Here is a 20,212-nt window from a genome sequence, read left to right on the forward strand (position 1 = left end):
TGGGCGTCCCAGGCCGGCGGCTCCGTCCATTTGTCTGCGGCGGCGGGGACTGCCAGCTCTGGCCCTGCGCCGGGGCCGGGGTCTGCTGGTCGGGGCCCCACGGCTGGCCCCAGGTCTGCCCGCCGGCGGGGGCGGAGGCCGGGGGCTGGCCGGTCGGGGGCGGGCCGGGCCGGCGGCCGGCCGGGGCGTCACCGGGTCCGCCCGTCATGCCCGGCAGCAGGGGTTCGCCACCGTCGGAGGGCAGCACGATGCCTTCGCGCGCGGGGCGCGCCGAGGGCTCCTCGCCCTGTCCACTCTGCGTCACCGGGACTCCTACTTATGGGGGACCTTGTGAATCGTCGGGTCACGCTACCGGGTCCCCAGAGCCCCGTGCCACGCAGCACAGGGCCCGACCTCAGGCCCTGTGAGCGCGGTAACACAACCGGGTCACGCCGCGCTGTTGATGTCACCTCCTGCTCGGGGAGGGGCCGTTTCCCGCATGTTCACGCATCCGCAGACCCTGTGTTCATGCCGCGACCTGGAGGTCCAGGCGCGCCCCGAACTCCCTGACCACGGCCTCGTCCCGGTACGGCTCCAGCCGCTGCTGGAAGTCCTCCAGATACTCGGCGCCGCGGTTGGAGCGCACTCCTTCCAGCAGTTCCACGGCCTTCATACCGGTGCTGCAGGCCTCTTCGATCTCGCGCTGCTGCACCTGCGCCGTGGCCAACAGCACATATCCGATGGCCCGGCGGCGGGCCCGCGACTCGGGATGCCCGGCCAGCGACTCCTGCGCGCACCGCGCCGCCGCCTCGGCCTGCCCCAGGTCCCGGTGGCAGTGGGCCAACTCGTCGGCGAGATAGGCCTCGTCGAAGTGCGCGATCCACACCGGGTCGTCCCCGGCGGCCGGGTCGGCCGACTCCAGGGCGCTCACCGCGCGCCCGGCCGCGACCTGGGCGGCGCGCGCGTCGCCCATCAGCGCGTGCCCGCGCGCCTCCGCCGCGAGGAACATGCACTCCGCCCGGGGCGTCACGCGCCCCCGCGCCCCCTCCTGCGCCGCCCGCGCCAACTGGGCGATCTCCCGCGGGTTCCCGAGCTGCGCGGCGAGATGGCTCATGGAGGCGGCCAGCACGTACCCGCCGTAGCCCCGGTCCCCGGCCGCCTGGGCCAGTCGCAGCGCCTGGATGTAGTAGCGCTGGGCCAGACCGGGCTGCCCGGTGTCCACGGCCATGTACCCGGCGAGTTCCGTCAGCCGGGCCACCGCCGCGAACAGGTCCCGCCCCACGGCCTCCCGGTACGAGCCCGCCAGCAGCCCGGAGACGACGCTGTTGAGGTAGTGCACGACGACGGGGCGCACATGCCCGCTGCCGTACTGGTGGTCGAGATCCACCAGCGCCTGCGTCATGGCCTGCACCGCCTGCACGTCCGACTGCCCCACCCGCGGCCCGGCCGTGCGTGAGACCTGGCCGTCGGGCGCGGAGATCAGCCAGTCACGGCTGGGCTCGACCAGCGCGGACGCGGCGACCGACGAGCCGGACAGGAAGTCCCGCCGCCCCACGTCACTGCGCCACAGCTCGCAGACCTGCTCGATGGCCCCCAGTACCGTCGGCGAGAACTGCAAACCCACGCCCGAGGCGAGGTTCTTGCCGTTGGCCATGCCGATCTCGTCGATCGTGACCGTACGGCCGAGCTTGCGGCCCAGCGCCTCGGCGATGATCGCCGGGGCCCTGCCCCGCGGCTGCTGTCCGCGCAGCCAGCGCGCCACCGACGTCTTGTCGTAGCGCAGGTCGAGACCGTGCTCGGCGCCGCACATGTTGACCCGGCGGGCGAGGCCGGCGTTGGAACATCCGGCTTCCTGGATGAGCGCCTGGAGCCGTTCGTTCGGCTGCCGAGCGACGAGAGGCCTTGCGGCCATGGCGTACCCCCTGCTGTCTGGCGGTGCGCCTACGGGGCGCCCAAGCCTGTGCCGGGACGACGACCGTGCTCAGTCCTTCGGGCTGCGCGGGCTCGTCGTCCCGGCACAGGCGCGCCCCTTCGGCTCACCGCCGTGTGGCTGCGGTGCCTGCCCACGCACCGAGTTGACGTGTCTTCCGCGGCCGAACCCCTCACGTCCCAGCAGAAAGATCCGGCCGTGAAGATCAATGCCCCGCCGACCAGGCGAAAATGCGAGGCATGTGAGGATTGCCGGGGTAACGGCTGTTGCCGGCCCCACTCGTGGCTACCCAGCCGCGGCCAGGGATCCTCCCGCGCGCCCCCGCACATGCACCCATGCGCCCCGAGGGCGGGCGCGGTGCTCCTCCCCGCGCACGTCGGCGGGCGTAACCCCTGGTGACGACCAGAGTTGTGCTCATCGTGGAAGAGACGATCGCCGGCACCGAAGCCGCTCAGATCCCGAAGCAGCGCGGGGAATCGCTGCTGGAGACCGCTGTTCGCTACGCCGAGGAGCGGCACTGGGACGTGTTCCCCGGCACCTGGCTGGAAGCCGTCGACGGCGCTCAGCGGTGCTCCTGCGGTGACGCCGCGTGTCCGGCCCCCGGCTCGCACCCGGCGCGCCCGGACTGGGCGACGCAGGCGACGGGCAGTGCGACCGTCGCGCGGCGGATGTGGCAGAAGCAGCCGACGGCGTCGATCCTGCTGCCGACGGGGCGGACGTTCGACGCGATCTCCGTGCCGGAGACGGCGGGGTTCCTGGCGCTCGCGCGGATGGAGCGGATGGAGCTGACGCTGGGGCCGGTGACGCTCACTCCGGATCGCCGGATGGAGTTCTTCGTGCTGCCGGGGGCGTCCGTGAAGGTGCCTGATCTGGTGCGGAAGCTGGGGTGGTCGCTTGCGTCGCTGGATCTGACCGTGCTGGGCGAGGGGGCGTACGTGGCCGCGCCGCCTACTCGGTTCGGGTCGCGGGGGGCTGTGCAGTGGGCGTGTCGGCCTACGCCTGCGAATCGGTGGCTGCCCGATGCGGAGGAGTTGATCTCGCCGTTGGCGTACGCGTGCGGGCGGGACAGGTAGGCGCCCCTTCGTCTGCCTGGTTGCCGTTGTGCGGCGGCTGCGGGCCGTCCGTGGTTGTTCGCGCAGTTCCCCGCGCCCCTGAAAGACGGGCGTCGCCCCACCGTAGGGTGCAAGGTGACGGAGGGAGGCGCGGTGGGATCCAGCGCGGTGCGGGTGCGGGGGCTCTGGAAGCGGTTCGGGGAGCAGGTCGCTGTTGCCGGGGTCGATCTCGAGTTGCCCGCGGGCAAGTTCATCGGGCTCGTCGGGCCGAACGGAGCCGGGAAGACCACCACCTTGTCGATGGTGACCGGGCTGCTCAGGCCCGACCACGGGACCGTCGAGGTGGTCGGGCACGACGTGTGGCGGGACCCCGTCGAGGTGAAGGCCCGGATCGGGGTGCTGCCGGAAGGGCTGCGGCTGTTCGAGCGGCTGTCGGGGCGGGAACTGCTGGCGTACAGCGGGCGGTTGCGCGGGCTGCCCGGTGCCGAGGTCGACAAGCGGGCCACGCAGCTCCTCGACGTCCTCGATCTCGCCGGCGCCCAGCACAAGCTCGTCGTCGACTACTCGACCGGCATGCGCAAGAAGATCGGGCTCGCCGCCGCCCTCCTCCACAACCCCGAAGTGCTGTTCCTGGACGAGCCGTTCGAGGGCGTCGATCCCGTCTCCGCCCAGACCATCCGGGGCGTGCTGGAGCGGTACACCGCCTCGGGCGCCACGGTCGTGTTCTCTTCCCACGTCATGGAGCTCGTCGAGTCGCTGTGCGACTGGGTGGCCGTCATGGCCGCCGGGCGGATCCGGGCCACCGGCACCCTCGCCGAGGTGCGCGGGGACGCGCCCTCGTTGCAGCAGGCGTTCCTCCAACTCGTCGGGGCGCAGAGCCGGGACGCCGGGTCCGACCTCGACTGGCTGGGCGGCGGGTCGCGGTGAGCGCCCCCGCGATCACCCCCGTCTTCGTACGGCTGAAACTGTCGCTGCTGCGGGGCGGGCTGCGGCAGTCCGGCGGACGGAAGGCCGCCTACATCGCCTCGGCCGTCTCCGCCCTGCTGTTCGCCGCGCTGCAGTTGATCGGCCTGATCGCGCTGCGTGGGCACGCGCACGCCGATGCGGTGGTCGTGCTGGCGGTGGCGGTGCTGGGGCTCGGCTGGGCGGTGATGCCGCTGTTCTTCCCCAGCGGTGACGAGACGCTCGACCCGACCCGGCTGGTGATGCTGCCGCTGCGGCCCCGGCCGCTGGTGCGGGCCCTGCTCACGGCCTCGCTGGTGGGGATCGGGCCGCTGTTCACGCTGTGTCTGCTGATCGGTTCCGTGGTCGCGGTGGCGAGGGGCGGGGCGGCGTTCGCCGTCGGGGTCGTCGCCGTCGTGCTGGCGCTGCTGGTGTGCGTGGCCCTCGCGCGGGCCGTCGCCGCCGCCAACGTACGGCTGCTGACCAGCCGCAAGGGCCGGGACCTCGCGGTGCTGAGCGGACTCGTCATCGCGATCGGCGCGCAGGTCGTCAACTTCGGCCTGCAGCGGCTCGGCGCCTCGGGGCTCGGCGAGCTCGACCCGGCGGCGGACGTGCTGCGGTGGGTGCCGCCCGCGTCAGCCGTCGGGGCCGTGCACGCGGTGGGCGAGGGATCGTACGGACTCGCCGCCGCCCAGCTGGCACTGACCGCGGGCGCCCTGGTGGCGCTGCTCGCGGTGTGGTCCCGGCATCTGACCCGGCTGATGACCTCGCCCGACGGATCCACCCTGCCCACCGCCGGGACGGCCGCCCGTCAGCGGACCTCGACCGGCCTCGGACGGCTGCTGCCCTCCGGCCGCACCGGCACGGTCATGGAACGCAGCCTGCGGTACGTGTGGCGCGACCCGAAGACCAAGGCCGCGTGGGTGACGTCGCTGGCCATCGGCCTGATCGTGCCGGTGTTCAACGCCTGGCAGGGCACCGGGTCCGTGTACTTCGCCTGCTTCGCCGCCGGGATGCTCGGCATCCAGATGTACAACCAGTTCGGCCAGGACACCTCCGCGTTCTGGATGGTCGCGATGACGATCTCCTCGGCCCGCGACGCCTACGTCGAGCTGCGCGCCCGGGCGCTGGCCCTGCTGCTGATCACCCTTCCGTACGCCACGCTCGTCACCGTGGTGACGACCGCCCTCCTCGGCGACTGGGAGCGGCTGCCCGAGGCGCTGGGGCTGTCCTTCGCGCTGCTCGGCGCGATGCTCGCGACCGGCGCCTGGACGTCCGCCCGCTTCCCCTACTCCATCCCGCAGGAGGGCTACAAGAACGTCGCCCCCGGGCAGACCGGGCTCGCCTGGATCTCCATCTTCGGCGGGATGATCGCGGCCGCCCTGCTGTGCGCACCCGTCATCGCGCTCACGATCTGGCTGAACGTGAGCGCGTGGGGCGGCGACTGGACGTGGCTGCTGTTTCCGGTGGGGTCGGTGTACGGGGCGGTGCTCACGGCGGCGGGGCTGCGGCTGGCCGCTCCGCGGACGGCCCGGCGGCTGCCGGAGATCCTGGGGGCGGTCAGCAAGGGCTGACCGCCGCCCGCGTCAGTCGGTGTCGAGGGCGTCCAGGAACGGCTGGATGGCCGCGCGCCAGGCCTCCGGCTGGTCGTAGTGCACCAGGTGGCCGGCGTCGGCGACCTCCGCGTACTGGCCGCGGGGCAGGACGCGGACCATCTCCTGGGCCTCGGCGCGGCCCAGCTCGCCGTCGAGGCCGCGCACCACCAGGGCCGGGCAGCGCACCTGGGCCAGCTCCTCCCAGTGCGCGTCGTACACCCAGGTCTCGCGGGAGCGGAGCATCTGGTCCGGGTCGAAGACGGGGCGCCAGCCGTCCGGGGACTCGGCCATCACCTCGGCGTAGAACTCGCCGCGGGCCGGATTGGGCCGCTCCACCCAGGGGTCGTCCTCGCCGAACCACTTGCGGACGTCGGCGAGCGTGGCGAACGGCAGCGGCCAGGACTCGAACCACTGGGCCCACTCGCGCTGCGACGCGGCACCGAGCGCGGAGGCGCGCATATCGCAGATGATCAGGCCGCGGACCAGGTCGGGACGCCTGGCGGCGAGCTGCCAGGCGGTCAGCGCTCCCATGGCGTGGCCGATGAGGACGACCGGGGAGAGGCCGAGCTGTTCGAGAGCGGACTCGGCGTCGTCGACGTAGGCGTCGCGGGTGAAGGACGCCCGCGGGGGCTTGTCGCTGCGGCCGTGGCCGCGCTGGTCGAGGGCGACCGCGCGGTACCGGCCGGAGAGCCAGCGGGCGGTGCAGGCCCAGTGCGAGGCCCGGCCCATGAGGCCGTGCAGTAACAGCACGCCCGGGGAGCCGTTCGACGCGGGCGGTGCTGCGACCTGCTGCCCGGCCGGTGCGGCTCGCCCGTCCTCCGCCTCCGGGTCCCGGCGGTCTCGGCTGTCCTGGCCGTCCTGGGGCCCGTGCTCGTCCTGCGGGCCGTGGGTGTCCCCCGGCCCGTGGGCGTCCTGCGCCGGATCGGGCTTGGGCGGGTCGCCGAACTCCCAGGCCGCGAGGCGTACGCCGCCCGTCCCGGTCACGTCGATGCGTCGCGCCATGTCCTGGCACCCCCCAAGCTTCGCGCGGACCGCGGCCGTCGCGGGCCGGTCGGTCCTGTGAACCGTGTTCTGCCTGCTGTGCCTTTTGCTGTGACTGGTGGTGTACCCGGTGTACCCGTTTGGTGCAGCTGATGGTGTGACGGTGTGGTGCCACCACCAGCAGACTATCGAATGGGCATTCGAAGAAGCCGTTCCCGCGGACAACACCCCTCGTTCGAGTGACCACCCCCGAGGATTGATCGCCGCTGCCGAGGGGAGATCTTCAGCGGGAGGCGGACCGCTCGGGGAAACCGGTCCGAGGGGAATGACCCTGAGAGCTCGGGGCTCCGGGTCAGCACAGGGGAGGACAGGCCCCGGCGCCACACGGCGCCGGGGCCCTCCGCGTCTTCACGGCACATCCTCCCCGCCCCTTCCCCGGCCGGGCGACATCACTGCCGAGCCGCGGCCAAGCGCCCTCAGGTCATATGCCTCACGCGACAGCGTCGCACGGGAAGCGTACGAGCGCTGCCATTCGACGGACTGAACACCCGATCCGACAGGATCACGCCAAAGCACCAACCCGACCGAGCCCAGCGGGAGTTGACGCCAGCCTCCGGTCGGCGGAAGGCCCGGCGCGTCGGCTGCTCAGGGCTTGGCGACGAACACGTGGGACGCGGTGTCCGACTCCAGCTCGGCCGCCTCGCCACCACTGCCCACCAGCACACCGCCCGCCGACTCCGTCACGCTCACCACCGAGCCGGGCTGCACACCCGCCCGGCGCAGCGTGTACATCAGCTGCGCGTCCGTCTGGATCGGCTCACCGATCCGGCGCACCACGACCGTCTTGCCCTCGGCACCCGGGTCGAGCGTGGCCAGCGACACCATGCCCTCGTCCAGGAACGGGTCGGCACCGTCCTTCTCACCGAGCTCCTCCAGACCCGGGATCGGGTTGCCGTACGGCGACTCCGTCGGATGCCGCAGCAGCTCCAGCACACGGCGCTCCACGGCCTCGCTCATCACGTGCTCCCAGCGGCACGCCTCCGCGTGGACCTGCTCCCACTCCAGACCGATCACGTCGACGAGCAGACACTCGGCGAGCCGGTGCTTGCGCATCACACGCGTGGCGAGACGACGCCCCTCGTCAGTCAGCTCCAGGTGCCGGTCGCTGGCGACGGACACCAGACCGTCGCGCTCCATCCGCGCCACCGTCTGGCTGACCGTCGGCCCGCTCTGGTCGAGCCGTTCGGCGATACGGGCGCGCATGGGGACCACACCCTCTTCCTCCAGCTCGAGGATGGTGCGGAGATACATCTCCGTGGTGTCGATCAGTCCGGACATACGTGCCCCTCGAATGAGTTCTGCCGGAGGCTGGACGGCTCACCGGCGCGTGCGCTGGCCCTGCACCCAATTCTGCCGGATACCACCGACAACCGTGCCGCCGGAGCCGAAGCAGGGGATTACACGACCCCGCGGAGGGGTACCGACCGCGCCCGCGGCCCCTCCAACGGCCGTATTGACACCACCATGGTCCAGACCGCACCGTGATGCGCGACACGAGCCCACCGAGGCCAGCCCGAAGGGACACCCCGAATGAGCGACCGCGCGCCGGCCGGCCAGTTCCTCGACGCCGCGATCGGCCTGCTGCAGCGGGTCCGCGACGAGGAGGCCGACAGCATCGCGGCAGCCGGGGCGCTCCTCGCCGACACCGTCGCCGACGGGGGCCGCCTCTTCGCCTTCGGCGCCGGGCACTCCTCCCTCGCCGCGCAGGACCTCGTCTACCGCGCGGGCGGCCTCGCCCTCATGAACCTGCTCGCCGTGCCGGGCGTCGTCGGCGTCGACGTCATGCCCGCACCCCTCGGCTCCGCCCTGGAACGCGTCGACGGCCTCGCACGCGCCGTCCTGGACAGCTCCCCGCTCCGCGCGGGCGACGCCCTGCTGATCATCTCCCTCTCGGGACGCAACGCCCTCCCCGTGGAGATGGCCCTGCACGCGCGCGCCCTCGGCGTCAAGGTCATCGGCGTGACCTCGGTGGCCTACGCCACGCAGACGACGTCCCGGCACACCTCGGGGACCTACCTCAAGGACCACTGCGACCTCGTCCTCGACTCGAAGATCGCGGTCGGCGACACGGAACTCACCCTCGACAACGTCCCGGCCCCCTTCGCCCCCGCCTCCACGGTCGTCACCTCGGCCCTCCTCCAGGCCGTCATGGCCACCACGTCCGCCACCCTCGCCGACCGCGGCATCGACCCCCCGCTGCTGCGCTCCGGCAACGTCGACGGGGGCCACGACTGGAACGACCGCGTGATGCGGCAGTACGCGGACCGCATCTTCTACCGACACTGAGCTCTCCGGCCGGGGGCGGCCCCGGCCAGGCCCTCACTCCTCCTCGGCCAGCCCCGCGAGATCCAGCGCCGCGGCGATCCGAACCGCCACGTCCTCCGCGTACACCGCGTCGGAACGCTCGAAGGCGCTGCGCCCCGCGCCCCGCAGGAACGTCACCGCGCCCAGCGTCCGGCCCCGGCTGCGCAGCACCACGCACAGGGCGTGCACCGCGTCCTGCGGCCACTGCCGGGCCAGGGCCCAGCCCCGGGCCTCCTCCGCCGATATCGCGCCCGCACTCGCCCGGACCGCGCCGACACGCTCCACGCACTGCAACGCCGGATGCCCCTCCGCGTACCGCACGGGCAGACCCGCCCGGCCCGCGAGCCTGCTCGGCCCCGGCGCACCGGACGGCGTCGCGGCGACCCGGACCAACCGCACCGGCCCCTCCGCCTCCGCATCGCTCAGCGCACCCCCGGACACCCGGTCGATCAACGCGTGGTCCGCGAACCCGGCCAGCGCGAAGTCCAGGTGGACGGTCGCCGCCTCCGCCGGATCCTCGCACTCGGCGGCCGCCCGCGACGCCCGGTGCAGCTGCTGCGCACGGAACCGCAGCAGCGACGCCTCCTGCTCGACCTGCTTGGACTCCGTCACGTCCTGGAACAGCCAGCCCACACCCAGCGGCACCGGCTCCTCCGCGAGCGGCGACGCCAGCCGCAGGAACCCGCTCCGCCAGCACCGCCGACGCTCACCCTCCGGCGTACGCACGCTCACCCACACCTCGGCCGGCGCGGGCGGCGCCCCCTCCGCCAGCACATGCTGCAGCGCGCTCTCCAGCTCCTCCACGCCCTGCGCCAGCAGGTCCCCGAGCGGCCGCCCCAGCACCGACGTACGCCCCGTACCCAGCGCCTTGGCCGCGTGCGCGTTCACCACGGCCGGCCGCAGGTCGACGTCCACGAGCACGACACCCCAGCTGGCGTCCTCGAACAGCGCCTCGCTCAACGCGATCGACCGCTCCAGATCGATCTGCGCGTGCACCTCGCTGAAGGCGCAGTACACCCCCGCCGGCTTCCCGTCGGGCCCCAGCACCACCGCCGACTGAGTCCGCACGAGCACCCGCCCGCCGTCCTTCGTCAGCAACGCGAACTCGTGCACCTGACGCCCCGGAGCGTGCATCGCCGACAACAGCCGGCTCTCCACCTCCTCGGCGTCCGCGCTGCGCACCGCCCACCCGGCCAGCCCGCGCCGCCCCACGGCCTCGTCCGCGCTCCACCCCAGGATCCGCTCGGCCTCACGGTTCCAGTGCGTCACGACCCCGTCGGCGTCGAAGGCGCACAGCGCCGCGTCCATACCGTCCAACAGGGCGGCGAGCAGATCCGAACCGTCCGAGGCCGAACCGCCCGCAGCCGCACCGTCCCGCTCGGGCTCGTCGGGCCCCAGCTCGTCGGTGGTCCCACTACGCCGGGAAGCACTCACCTGGACCCCCTGCAGGCTGCGTCCGCACGTACCGCACGTCGGTTCGCTACTTGCAATCATTCAACTGGAACGTGACCCAGCGCACACCGAGTTCCCACAACATTGAAGGAATCGTTGTACGCGGACGATCCCCTCGTCAATGTCCCGAAGAACGGCCCCCGCCACCGCTGCCCCGCCGCGCGTACACCTCGATCTCGATCTTCATCCGGGGATCCGCCAGCCCGCACACCAGCATGGTGGCGGCCGGCCGCACCTCCCCGAAGCACTTGCGCAGCACCGGCCAGCACGGCTCGAAGTCCTCCCGCTCCGGCAACAGGTACCGCACCCGCACGACGTCCGCGAACGAGGACCCGGCCTCCTCCAGCGCCGCCCCGATATTTCGCAGACACTGCTCGGCCTGCTCCACCACGTCCTCGGAGATCGTCATGTCCGTGTAGTCGAACCCGGTCGTCCCCGACACATGGATCCAGTCCCCGTCCACCACAGCCCGGGCATACCCGATCCGCTCCTCGAACACCGAACCACTGAGAATCGCCCGCCGCTGCGTCATGTGCCGAACGGTAGGTGGCCTGCGGTCATACGTTCAACGGCTCTTAGCACGAAGATCGGGTGGTCGTTCGAGAAAGACAGACGCTTTGGCACGTATGAGCGCATTCCGATGTCTGGCACGCCTTCTGACCAGCGTCGCCCATAGCCTCAGCCGCACAACGAGAGGGGAGGTCACTCGCTCCCCGACTGCAAGGTCGTCGAGTGACCAGCCCGAGTCATCACGATCCGAGGATCAGGGAGGTGCACCCGATGGCTACGTTTCCTGTGGGCGAGCAGACCCACCAGGCTGTGCTTCCTCAGCAGCCTGCTCTGGAATCCGCGAGAGCAGACACCCCTGGGAGCAGGGACGAAACGGCTCGCGGACACTCCGCCACCGCGCGGGGCGCCGGCAGGGAACATGGGCGAGGGGAGACTGACGGGCGAGACACCCCGGCCCGTCGGCGTCACGCCGAGCGCGCCGTCACGGCGGCACCGACGGCAGAGACCGGGAGCGGTGACGCTCCCCCACACGAACCCGAGCCGTCGTACGCAGGCGGGGTCGGCACGAGCAGGGTTCTCGTGCTGTCCAGGGACGGGCACCCTCTCATGCCATGCCACCCCGCCCGGGCCCGTGAGCTTCTGGGTAGGGGCCGGGCTGTCGTCGCCCGGCAGGTGCCCTTCGTGATCCGGCTGAAGGACCGTACACGCGCCGAGTCGGAAGTCGACGGCGTGCAACTGCGTATCGATCCCGGCTCCAAAGGCACCGGACTCGTCCTCACCGACGAGAAGAAGGAAACCGACGGCCGAGGAGCCGTCGTGACAGTTCGGCGTGGCCTCTTCTCGGTGGAGTTGTGGCACCGCGGCGAACAGATCCGCGGCTACGTGCGCCAGCGCGCCGCGTACCGACGCCGGAGACGCTCGGCCAACCTCCGTTATCGGGCACCCCGATCGAGGAACCGCACGCGCCCGCCCGGATGGCTCCCGCCCTCCCTGCGCCACCGCGTCGACACCACGTTCTCGTTGGCCGGCCGTCTGTGCCGCTACGCGCCCGTCACCGATCTCCACCTGGAACGCGTCGCCTTCGACACCCACTCCATGACTGCGGGCACGCTTCTCCGAACAGCCGAGCGCCAGCAGGGTGCCCTCGCGGGAACCAGCACTCGTGCTCAACTACGCGGCAGGTGGAACAGCTCCTGCGCATACTGCGGCGCCTCGAATGTGCCCCTGAACATCGAGCACCTCCGGCCGCGCAGTCGAGGTGGCTCGGACCGGATCTCCAACCTCGTCCTCGCCTGTGCTCCCTGCAACCGGGCCAAGGCCAGCAAACCGGTCGACGTCTTTTTGACCGACCGGCCCGAGCTGCTCGCGAGGATTCTGCAGCAGGCCAGGGCACCCCTCAGTGATGCCGCCGCCATGAACGCGACCTGCTGGGAGCTGACAGACAGGCTCGCCGCCCTCGGCAGACCACTGCACGCCTGGTCCGGTGCGCTCACCAGGAGGAATCGGCATGCCATGGGCCTGCACAAGACACATACCCTGGACGCCCTGTCCGTCGGACGTCTCGATCACGAGAGCGGCGACCGGATCGTGCGGTTCACCGGGCGTGCACTGATCGCGAAATCGACCGGACGCGGCTCCTACGCCCGCACCACTCCGGACCGATACGGGTTTCCCCGTTTGCTGCGGCCCCGCAGGAAGCAGCACTTCGGCTACGTCACCGGAGACCTGGTCCGAGCCGTCGTGCCATCCGGCAAGTGGGCAGGAACGTGGACCGGCCGGGTCTCGGTCCGGGCGAGAGGGCAGCACAGTCTTACGACGCCGGAGGGCCGAATCAGCGTCTCCTTCCGGAATCTGCGGCTGTTGCAGCGGGGTGACGGTTACGCGTACAGCTCGCGGTCGGAGCCAGGTCGGTCAAGCTCCCGAAAAAAGGGTTGAGCCGGGGGCCGACCGGTTCCTAAGGTGTGGCTCACACTGGAAAGGAGGTGATCCGGCAGATGTATGAATCCCGGACGCGTGAGGTGGCTGCGGGCTAGCGGCCCGACACCACGCACAGTGCGGTGCCGGACCAGCGCGTGAGCGAAACGCGCAGCCGGCCCAATCTCCAGCAGTCACCCGACCCGCGAGCCGCCGGTACGTCCGGCCGGCCCTCCTCCGGAGGACCAGGCTCGCGGGTCGTCTGCGTTCTCGGGGGTGGTCGGGGAGGAACTGGACCGGCTCTCGGGTTGAGGCGGGTACGGACGGCAGTGCGCGGTGCCGGGTGGGTTCGCGGGCTGCCGTCCGTGTGCGGGGCTCAGTGGGCGATGTCCTCGTAGCCCTCGATCTCGCGCGGGTCGCGGGAGCCGGGGCCGATGTAGCGGGCCGAGGGGCGGACCAGGCGGCCGGTGCGCTTCTGTTCGAGGATGTGGGCGGACCAGCCGGCCGTGCGGGCGCAGGTGAACATGGACGTGAACATGTGGGCCGGGACCTCGGCGAAGTCCAGGACGATCGCCGCCCAGAACTCGACGTTCGTCGCGAGGACGCGGTCGGGGCGGCGGGCGTGGAGCTCGGCCAGGGCCGCCTTCTCCAGGGCCTCGGCGACCTCGAAGCGGGGGGCGCCGAGTTCGCGGGCGGTGCGGCGCAGGACCCGGGCGCGGGGGTCCTCGGCGCGGTAGACGCGGTGACCGAAGCCCATGAGGCGCTCGCCCTTGTCGAGCGCGTTCTTCACGTAGGCCTCCGCGTCGCCCGTGCGCTCGATCTCCTCGATCATGCCGAGGACCCGGGAGGGGGCGCCGCCGTGGAGCGGGCCGGACATGGCGCCGACGGCGCCGGACAGGGCCGCCGCCACGTCCGCGCCGGTCGAGGCGATCACGCGTGCTGTGAATGTGGACGCGTTCATGCCGTGTTCCGCGGCGCTGGTCCAGTACGCGTCGACCGCCGCGACGTGCTTCGGGTCCGGCTCGCCGCGCCAGCGGATCATGAAGCGTTCGACGACGGAGTGGGCCTTGTCGATCTCGCGCTGCGGGACCATGGGCAGGCCCTGGCCGCGGGCCGACTGGGCCACGTAGGACAGGGCCATGACAGCGGCTCGGGCCAGGTCCTCGCGGGCCTCTTCGGCGTCGATGTCCAGGAGGGGTTTCAGGCCCCAGACGGGGGCGAGCATGGCCAGGGCGGACTGGACGTCGACGCGGATGTCGCCGGAGTGCACGGGGATGGGGAACGGCTCGGCGGGCGGCAGGCCGGGGTTGAAGGCTCCGTCGACGAGCAGGCCCCAGACGTTGCCGAAGGAGACGTGGCCGACGAGGTCCTCGATGTCGACGCCCCGGTACCGGAGTGCGCCGCCCTCCTTATCCGGTTCGGCGATCTCCGTCTCGAACGCGACGACTCCCTCGAGTCCGGGTACGAAGTCGGACATCAGGCGGCTCCTCGTGATGTAAGTGACAGATGGTGTTGATGTGGGGTGAGACGTACGAACCATGTGTCAGTCGCTTGCGAAGCGGGCTGCCGTCCGATGGATCCGCGGTCGTGTGCGCGGCTCGCGGTCCTGGCCGGTCTCCCCCTGTGATGCCCCGTACGGCTGGCGGTCACCCAACCGGAACGGCACCAGAACGATATCCCTGAGTGCCACCGTTGGGGAGGGTTCGCGGCACTCAGTGCCACTCAGTGACGAAGGACACCGTCCATACGGCAAGATGACCGGGTGACCGACCGCGACGCCGTCCCCTTCGACCTGGCCTCGATGCGCAAGCAGTACCGGGCCGAGGGGCTCTCCGAGACCGAGCTGGCCGCCACCCCCGTCGAACAGTTCGCGCGCTGGTTCAAGCAGGCCGCCACGGACGGCGGACTGTTCGAGCCGAACGCCATGGTCGTCTCGACGGCCGACGCCGAGGGGCGGCCCAGCGCCCGTACGGTGCTGCTGAAGCACTTCGACGAGCAGGGCTTCGTCTTCTACACGAACTACGACTCCCGCAAGGCGCGTGACCTGGGAGAGAACCCCTACGTCTCGCTGCTGTTCCCCTGGCATCCGATGGCCCGGCAGGTCATCGTGACCGGGGTCGCGCGGCGCACCGGCCGGGACGAGACGGCGGCGTACTTCCGCACCCGCCCGCACGGCTCGCAGCTCGGCGCGTGGGCCAGTGCCCAGTCCTCGGTGATCGCCACGCGCGCCGACATCGACGGGGCGTACGCCGAGCTGGCCACGCGCTATCCGGAGGGCGAGCAGGTGCCGGTGCCGCCGAACTGGGGCGGTTTCCGGGTGGCCCCGCAGACGGTCGAGTTCTGGCAGGGCCGCGAGAACCGGCTGCACGACCGGTTGCGGTACACGGAGCGGTCCGACGGGAGCTGGCGGGTGGAGCGGCTCAGCCCCTGACCGCCGGAGCCCCGTCGGCCGGGCAGCGGTCGCGCATGGTCAGCCCAGCGCCTCCTCCAGTACATCCGCCCACTGCGCCACCACCCGTTCCCGGCGGGCGGCGTCGTCGGTGAGGAGGTTGGCCAGGCCCAGGCCGCGGGCCATGTCGAGGAGGCCCTGGACGGTTTCGCGGACGCCGGGGAGGGTCTCGTCGGCGGCGAGGAGGTCGACCGCTATGCGGTGGGTCTCGCGGCCCACGCGGGATTCGAGTTCGGTGACGCGGGGGCGGAGCTGGTCCTCGTTGGAGGCGGCGACCCAGAGATGCAGGGCGGCGCGGAAGAGGGGGCCGGTGTAGAGGTCGACCAGGGCGGCGACGACGGCGTGGCGGTCTCCGGCCGCGCCCTGCGGGAACAGGGCGCGCAGGGCGGTGGAGCGTTCCTCGGCGACGTACTCGACGGCCGCCGTGAAGAGGTCCTCGCGGGTCGGGAAGTGGTGCTGGGCGGCGCCGCGGGAGACGCCGGCGCGTTCGGCGACGACGGAGACCGTGGAGCCGGCCCAGCCGTGTTCGGCGAGGCAGGACACGGCCGCTTCCAGGAGCCGCTGCCGGGTGGCCCGGCTGCGGTCCTGCTTGGGGACTCGCTCCGCCCGGTCCGCCGTACTCACACCACCCATGCCGGATCCCGTCGTTCGAGGAAGGCCGTCATCCCCTCGCGGGCCTGCGGGGAGGAGAACAGCCGGGCCGAGAGCGCGGTCAGGTCCGCCGCGTCCCGGTCGAAGGTTTCCAGCACCTTAGCCGTGAGCAGCCGTTTCGTCTCGGCCAGGGCGTCGGGGGCCGCTCGGCGCAGGCCGTCGAGGATGGGGGCCAGGGTCGCGTCCACGTCGTCGCCGTGGGTGGTGAGCAGGCCGGTCGTGGTGGCCGCGGGCGCGTCGAAGCGTTCGCCGGTGAGGTAGTAGCGGGCCAGGGCGCGCGGGTCCGTGCGCGGGAGGAGCGGGAGGGAGATGACCGCGGGGGCGACTCCGATGCGGACCTCCGTGAAGGCGAAGGTGGCCTCGGTGGAGGCGGCCGCGATGTCGCAGGCGGCCAGGAGGCCGAGGCCGCCGGCGCGGACGTGGCCGGTGATCCGGGCGACGACCGGTTTGGGCAGTTCGACGATCTGCCGCAGGAGGCCGGTGAGTGCCTGCGGGGGTGGTGGGTCCCGGAGGTCGGCGCCCGCGCTGAAGGTGTTGCCGGTGTGGGTGAGGACGATCGCGCGGACGTCGGTGTCCTTGCCGGCGTCGGTGAGTGCGTCGGCCAGTTCGCCGACGAGGGCCGCGGAGAGGGCGTTGCGGTTGTCCGGTGAGTCGAGCGTCAGGGTTTCCACGGCACGCGCGCGCGTGCGGGTCACGAGGGTCATGCGCGCTCCCTGAGCCGGCGGCGGAGGATCTTGCCGGAGGCCGCCCGGGGGACGCCGTCGATGAAGGTGACGTGGCGGATCCGTTTGTAGGGCGCGACGCGTTCGGCGACGAACATCATGATGTCCCCCTCGGTGAGGTCGGTGGCGGTCGGCTGGCGGACCACGTAGGCGTGCGGGACCTCGTTGCCGTCGTCGTTGTACCTGCCGATGACGGCGGCGTCGGCGATGCCCGGGTGGGTGAGGAGGAGGGCTTTCCAGCTCGGCGGGGGCCACCTGGAAGCCCTTGTACTTGATGAGTTCCTTGACGCGGTCGACGACGAACAGCCAGCCTCCCCCACCGTCGACGTGCCCGACGTCACCGGTGTGCAGCCAGCCGTCGCTGTCGATCATGGCGGTGGTGGCGTCGGGGCGGCCGAGGTAGCCCTTCATGACCTGGGGGCCGCGGATGAGGATCTCGCCGGATTCGCCGGGGGGCAGGTCCTTGCCGGGGTCGTCGAGGGAGACGATGCGCATCTCGGTGCCGGCGATGAGTTTGCCGACGGTTCCGGGCGGTGCGTCGCGCATGGCGTCCAGGGGGACGACGTGGGTGCCGGGCGACAGTTCCGTCATGCCGTAGGCCTGGCCGACGGGCGGCAGGCCGAGCCGTTCGGAGCAGGCGGCGGCGAGGCGGGCGTCGAGGGGTGCGGCGGCGCTGACGATGTACTTCAGGGACGACAGGTCGTACTGGGCGACGGCCGGGTGTTTGGCGAGGGCCAGCACGATCGGCGGGGCCACGTACAGGGCGGTGATGCGGTGGTTCTGGACGGCGGCGAGGAACTGTTCCAGGTCGAAGCGGGGCAGGACGACGACCGTGGCGCCCTGCCTGAGCGGTGCGTTCATCAGGGCGGTGAGGCCATATATGTGAAAGAAGGGAAGAACTGCCAGGACGCGGTCGCCCGGGCCTGCGGGTATCGCCGGGTGGAGCTGGGCGAGGTTGGTGGCGATCTGCCGGTGGGTGAGCATCACGCCCTTGGGGATGCCGGTGGTCCCGGAGGAGTACGGGAGGGCCGCCACGTCCGTCGCGGGGTCGATGGCGATCCGCGGCTCGGGGGCCGCGGAGGCCAGCATGTCGATGAGGGAGCGGTGGCCGGGCGCGCTGTCGCACACGAAGATCTCTTGTACGCCGCCCGCGAGTTCGGCGGCCCGGCGGGCCGTTTCCAGCAGGGGTGAGACGGTGACGATCCAGCGGGCCGCCGAGTCCGTCAGCTGTTTGGCGAACTCCTCGGCGGTGGCGAGCGGGTGCACGGTGGTGACGGTGGCACCCGCGCGCGTGGCGGCGTAGAACGCGGTCGGGAAGGCGATGGTGTTGGGGCTGTGCAGGGCGAGGACGTCGCCCTTGCGGACACCCGCCTCGGCGAGGGCGGCGGCGATACGCCGGTGGAACCGGTCCACCTGCTCGTAGGAGAGGGTGGTGCCGTCGGTGCCGTCGATCAGGGCCGGGGTGTCGCCGAACTCTGCGGCCCGGGCCAGGACGGCGTCGTGGATGGGCAGGTCGACGGGCGGGACGTCTGCGTACTCGCTGCGGAACATGGTTCCTCCTCGCGCGCGGGCCGTCTCAGTACGACTTGGGCAGGCCCAGGGTCTGGTGGGAGACGTAGTTGAGAATCATCTCCCGGCTCACCGGGGCGATACGAGCCACGCGCGCGGCCGTTATCAGCCGGGCGAGGCCGAACTCGCGGGTGAGGCCGTTGCCGCCGAGGGTGTGCACGGCCTGGTCCACTGCCTTCACACAGGCCTCCCCGGCCGCGTACTTCGCCATGTTGGCGGCCTCCCCGGCGCCCATGTCGTCACCGGCGTCGTACAGCTGTGCGGCCTTCTGCATCATCAGGCGGGCGAGTTCGAGGTCGATGTGTGCCTGGGCGAGGGGGTGGGCGATGGCCTGGTGGGAGCCGATGGGGGTGTTCCAGACCTGTCGGTCGCGGGCGTACTCGACGGCTTTCGCGAGGGCGTGGCGGCCCATGCCGATCGCGAAGGCGGCGGTCATGATGCGCTCGGGGTTGAGGCCGGCGAAGAGCTGGAGCAGGCCGGCGTCCTCGTCGCCGACGAGTGCGTCGGCGGGCAGCCGTACGTCGTCGAGCGTCAGCTCGAACTGCTTCTCCGCGGCGTGGAGTTCCATGTCGATGGGGTGGCGGGTGAAGCCGGGTGCGTCGCGCGGGACGATGAACAGGCAGGGTTTGAGGGTGCCGGTGCGGGCGTCTTCGGTGCGGCCGACGATGAGGGTCGCGTCCGCCAGGTCGACGCCGGAGATGAAGACCTTGCGGCCGGTGAGGATCCAGCCTCCGGTGTCCTGGTCGCGGCGGGCGGTGGTGGTGATGCGGTGGCTGTTGGAGCCGGCGTCCGGTTCGGTGATGCCGAAGGCCATGGTGCGGGTCCCGTCCGCGAAGCCCGGGAGCCAGTGCTGTTTCTGTTCTTCCGTACCGAAGCGGGCGATGACTGTGCCGCAGATGGCGGGGGAGACGACCATCATCAGGAGCGGACAGCCGGCGGCGCCCAGTTCTTCGAGCACGAGGGAGAGTTCGGTGATTCCGCCGCCTCCGCCACCGTAGGCCTCCGGCAGGTTGACGCCGAGGTAGCCGAGCTTGCCCGCGTCTGACCAGAGTGTTTCGCGGTCGTAGGTGGAGCCGTGGCGTTTGCCGAGGGCGGAGACCGCTTCTCGCAGTGCCTTGTGGTCTTCGGTGTCCATCGGGATCCTTTCGGGTGCGGGCCGGATGGGGTTGATCGCGCAGTTCCCCGCGCCCCGTCAGGTCTCCGTCACAACCGCCAGCAGAGAGCCGGGCTCCACCTGTTGGCCTGGTACCGCACGCAGTTCGGTCAGGGTTCCCGTGACCGGGGCTGTGATCTTGTGCTGCATCTTCATCGCCTCCAGCCAGAGGAGGGGCTCTCCGGCCTTCACGGGGGCCCCTGTTGTCAGTCCTTCGGCGACTCGGACGACCGTGCCGGGCATGGGGGCCAGGAGGGAGCCCGGGGCGTGCTGGGTGGTCGGGTCGGGGAAGCGGGGCAGGGCCGTCAGGGCGGTGGTGTTGACGTACAGCCGGTCGCCGTAGCGCGCCACTTCGAAGCGGCGCCGCACGCCGTCCACTTCGAGGACGACCAGACGCGCGTCGGCGTGCACCACCCGCACCCCGTCCGCCTCCAGGCCGGTGCGCGTGTGCCGGTAGTGGACCTCGTGCTCCTCCCCCGCCATCGCGTACCGCTTGACCTGCGGCTGTGAGGGGACGTTGCGCCAGCCGCCGAAGCGGGAGCGGGAGCGTCCGACGGCGTCGGCGCAGGCGGCGGCCAGGGGGGCGTGGAGGTCGGGGGACGGAGCGGTCAGGGCCGGCAGGTGGCGGTCGTAGAAGCCGGTGTCCATGCGGGCCGTGGTGAATTCCGGGTGGCGCAGGGAGCGGATCAGGAGGTCGCGGTTGGTGACGGGGCCGTGGATGGCGGCGCGTTCCAGTGCGGTGGCGAGTTTGCGGACGGCCTCCGCGCGCGTGGGGGCGTGCGCCACGACCTTGGCGAGCATGGGGTCGTAGTGGACGCCGATGTCGTCGCCGTCGGTGTAGCCGGTGTCCAGGCGGACGCCGTCCGGTATCGCCAGGCGGTGCAGGCGGCCGGTCTGCGGGGACCAGTCGCGGGAGGGGTCCTCGGCGTAGAGGCGGGCCTCGACGGCG

At 71.9% G+C, this 20,212-nt stretch carries 16 protein-coding genes and 2 pseudogenes; 6 read left to right on the plus strand and 12 right to left on the minus strand.

The window, feature by feature from the left end:
- Together SSQG_RS40630 and SSQG_RS17095 are read right to left on the minus strand one after the other, a co-directional pair.
- Positions 1-304 (minus strand): annotated as a pseudogene (locus SSQG_RS40630) (hypothetical protein); the annotation flags it as partial.
- A 201-nt stretch (positions 305-505) separates the two neighbouring features.
- Complete coding sequence (locus tag SSQG_RS17095; RefSeq protein WP_003991055.1) at positions 506-1,891, minus strand: hypothetical protein; 1,386 nt, start codon at positions 1,889-1,891, stop codon at positions 506-508.
- Positions 1,892-2,319: 428 nt separating this feature from the next.
- Between SSQG_RS17095 and SSQG_RS17100 the strand changes: the two genes are divergently transcribed.
- The 3 genes from SSQG_RS17100 (at position 2,320) to SSQG_RS17110 (ending at position 5,477) form a co-directional block, all read left to right on the plus strand.
- On the plus strand, positions 2,320-2,982 hold the full coding sequence (locus SSQG_RS17100) for a bifunctional DNA primase/polymerase (protein WP_086025100.1): 663 nt from the start codon (positions 2,320-2,322) through the stop codon (positions 2,980-2,982).
- Between the two features lie 114 nt (positions 2,983-3,096).
- Positions 3,097-3,888, plus strand: coding sequence for an ABC transporter ATP-binding protein (locus SSQG_RS17105; protein ID WP_003991058.1), 792 nt, complete (start codon positions 3,097-3,099; stop codon positions 3,886-3,888).
- Positions 3,885-5,477 carry a hypothetical protein gene (locus SSQG_RS17110; RefSeq protein ID WP_039932920.1) on the plus strand — a complete coding sequence of 531 codons (1,593 nt, stop codon included), beginning with the start codon at positions 3,885-3,887 and terminating at the stop codon, positions 5,475-5,477. The genes SSQG_RS17105 and SSQG_RS17110 overlap by 4 nt, the downstream gene beginning before the upstream one ends.
- A 12-nt stretch (positions 5,478-5,489) precedes the next feature.
- Here the strand turns inward: SSQG_RS17110 and SSQG_RS17115 are convergent, their stop codons facing one another.
- Together SSQG_RS17115 and SSQG_RS17120 are read right to left on the minus strand one after the other, a co-directional pair.
- The gene (locus SSQG_RS17115; protein WP_003991060.1) at positions 5,490-6,500 is read right to left on the minus strand and encodes an alpha/beta fold hydrolase; all 1,011 of its coding nucleotides are present in this window, start codon (positions 6,498-6,500) and stop codon (positions 5,490-5,492) included.
- A gap of 624 nt (positions 6,501-7,124) precedes the next feature.
- Positions 7,125-7,817, minus strand: a complete 693-nt coding sequence (locus SSQG_RS17120; protein ID WP_003991061.1) for a metal-dependent transcriptional regulator — start codon at positions 7,815-7,817, stop codon at positions 7,125-7,127.
- 252 nt (positions 7,818-8,069) lie between these two features.
- Here SSQG_RS17120 and SSQG_RS17125 point away from each other — a divergent pair, with 252 nt between their 5' ends.
- Positions 8,070-8,825 (plus strand): SIS domain-containing protein, encoded by a 756-nt coding sequence (locus tag SSQG_RS17125; protein ID WP_003991062.1) that lies wholly within the window; start codon positions 8,070-8,072, stop codon positions 8,823-8,825.
- 33 nt (positions 8,826-8,858) lie between these two features.
- On the opposite strand, the gene SSQG_RS17130 is transcribed toward SSQG_RS17125, so the two are convergent.
- Positions 8,859-10,337, minus strand: a complete 1,479-nt coding sequence (locus tag SSQG_RS17130; RefSeq protein WP_078506864.1) for a PAS domain-containing protein — start codon at positions 10,335-10,337, stop codon at positions 8,859-8,861.
- A 76-nt stretch (positions 10,338-10,413) separates the two neighbouring features.
- Positions 10,414-10,827, minus strand: coding sequence for a RidA family protein (locus SSQG_RS17135; protein ID WP_003991064.1), 414 nt, complete (start codon positions 10,825-10,827; stop codon positions 10,414-10,416).
- A 557-nt stretch (positions 10,828-11,384) separates the two neighbouring features.
- Between SSQG_RS17135 and iscB the strand changes: the two genes are divergently transcribed.
- Complete coding sequence (iscB, locus tag SSQG_RS17140; protein ID WP_276327077.1) at positions 11,385-12,740, plus strand: RNA-guided endonuclease IscB; 1,356 nt, start codon at positions 11,385-11,387, stop codon at positions 12,738-12,740.
- A 355-nt stretch (positions 12,741-13,095) separates the two neighbouring features.
- Here iscB and SSQG_RS17145 read toward each other — a convergent pair whose 3' ends face one another.
- Positions 13,096-14,196 (minus strand): citrate synthase 2, encoded by a 1,101-nt coding sequence (locus SSQG_RS17145; RefSeq protein WP_039932924.1) that lies wholly within the window; start codon positions 14,194-14,196, stop codon positions 13,096-13,098.
- Between the two features lie 285 nt (positions 14,197-14,481).
- Between SSQG_RS17145 and pdxH the strand changes: the two genes are divergently transcribed.
- On the plus strand, positions 14,482-15,150 hold the full coding sequence (pdxH, locus tag SSQG_RS17150) for a pyridoxamine 5'-phosphate oxidase (RefSeq protein ID WP_003991067.1): 669 nt from the start codon (positions 14,482-14,484) through the stop codon (positions 15,148-15,150).
- 39 nt (positions 15,151-15,189) lie between these two features.
- On the opposite strand, the gene SSQG_RS17155 is transcribed toward pdxH, so the two are convergent.
- From SSQG_RS17155 to SSQG_RS17175, 5 genes and pseudogenes are all read right to left on the minus strand, one after another.
- Complete coding sequence (locus tag SSQG_RS17155; protein ID WP_003991068.1) at positions 15,190-15,801, minus strand: TetR/AcrR family transcriptional regulator; 612 nt, start codon at positions 15,799-15,801, stop codon at positions 15,190-15,192.
- Entirely contained in the window at positions 15,789-16,523 is a 735-nt protein-coding gene (locus SSQG_RS42745; RefSeq protein ID WP_003991069.1) for an enoyl-CoA hydratase family protein, read from the minus strand. Before SSQG_RS42745 ends, SSQG_RS17155 begins: the two co-directional genes overlap by 13 nt.
- Positions 16,520-18,092, minus strand: a pseudogene (locus SSQG_RS17165) (4-coumarate--CoA ligase family protein). Before SSQG_RS17165 ends, SSQG_RS42745 begins: the two are co-directional and overlap by 4 nt.
- Positions 18,093-18,117: 25 nt before the next feature.
- Entirely contained in the window at positions 18,118-19,245 is a 1,128-nt protein-coding gene (locus SSQG_RS17170) for an acyl-CoA dehydrogenase family protein (RefSeq protein ID WP_003991071.1), read from the minus strand.
- Between the two features lie 57 nt (positions 19,246-19,302).
- Positions 19,303-20,212, minus strand: a 910-nt coding sequence (locus SSQG_RS17175) for a biotin/lipoyl-containing protein (RefSeq protein WP_003991072.1), incomplete at its 5' end; no start/stop codon positions are given.

The sequence above is a fragment of the Streptomyces viridochromogenes DSM 40736 genome (genome assembly GCF_000158955.1).
GTDB classification, from domain to species: domain Bacteria; phylum Actinomycetota; class Actinomycetes; order Streptomycetales; family Streptomycetaceae; genus Streptomyces; species Streptomyces venetus.

Coding starts and splice junctions, on each gene's coding strand:
- SSQG_RS17095 (WP_003991055.1), bottom strand. CDS start 1,891: ATGGCCGCAAGGCCTCTCGTCGCTCGGCAGCCGAACGAACGGCTCCAG.
- SSQG_RS17115 (WP_003991060.1), bottom strand. CDS start 6,500: ATGGCGCGACGCATCGACGTGACCGGGACGGGCGGCGTACGCCTCGCG.
- SSQG_RS17120 (WP_003991061.1), bottom strand. CDS start 7,817: ATGTCCGGACTGATCGACACCACGGAGATGTATCTCCGCACCATCCTC.
- SSQG_RS17125 (WP_003991062.1), top strand. CDS start 8,070: ATGAGCGACCGCGCGCCGGCCGGCCAGTTCCTCGACGCCGCGATCGGC.
- SSQG_RS17130 (WP_078506864.1), bottom strand. CDS start 10,337: ATGATTGCAAGTAGCGAACCGACGTGCGGTACGTGCGGACGCAGCCTG.
- SSQG_RS17135 (WP_003991064.1), bottom strand. CDS start 10,827: ATGACGCAGCGGCGGGCGATTCTCAGTGGTTCGGTGTTCGAGGAGCGG.
- SSQG_RS17145 (WP_039932924.1), bottom strand. CDS start 14,196: ATGTCCGACTTCGTACCCGGACTCGAGGGAGTCGTCGCGTTCGAGACG.
- SSQG_RS17155 (WP_003991068.1), bottom strand. CDS start 15,801: ATGGGTGGTGTGAGTACGGCGGACCGGGCGGAGCGAGTCCCCAAGCAG.
- SSQG_RS42745 (WP_003991069.1), bottom strand. CDS start 16,523: ATGACCCTCGTGACCCGCACGCGCGCGCGTGCCGTGGAAACCCTGACG.
- SSQG_RS17170 (WP_003991071.1), bottom strand. CDS start 19,245: ATGGACACCGAAGACCACAAGGCACTGCGAGAAGCGGTCTCCGCCCTC.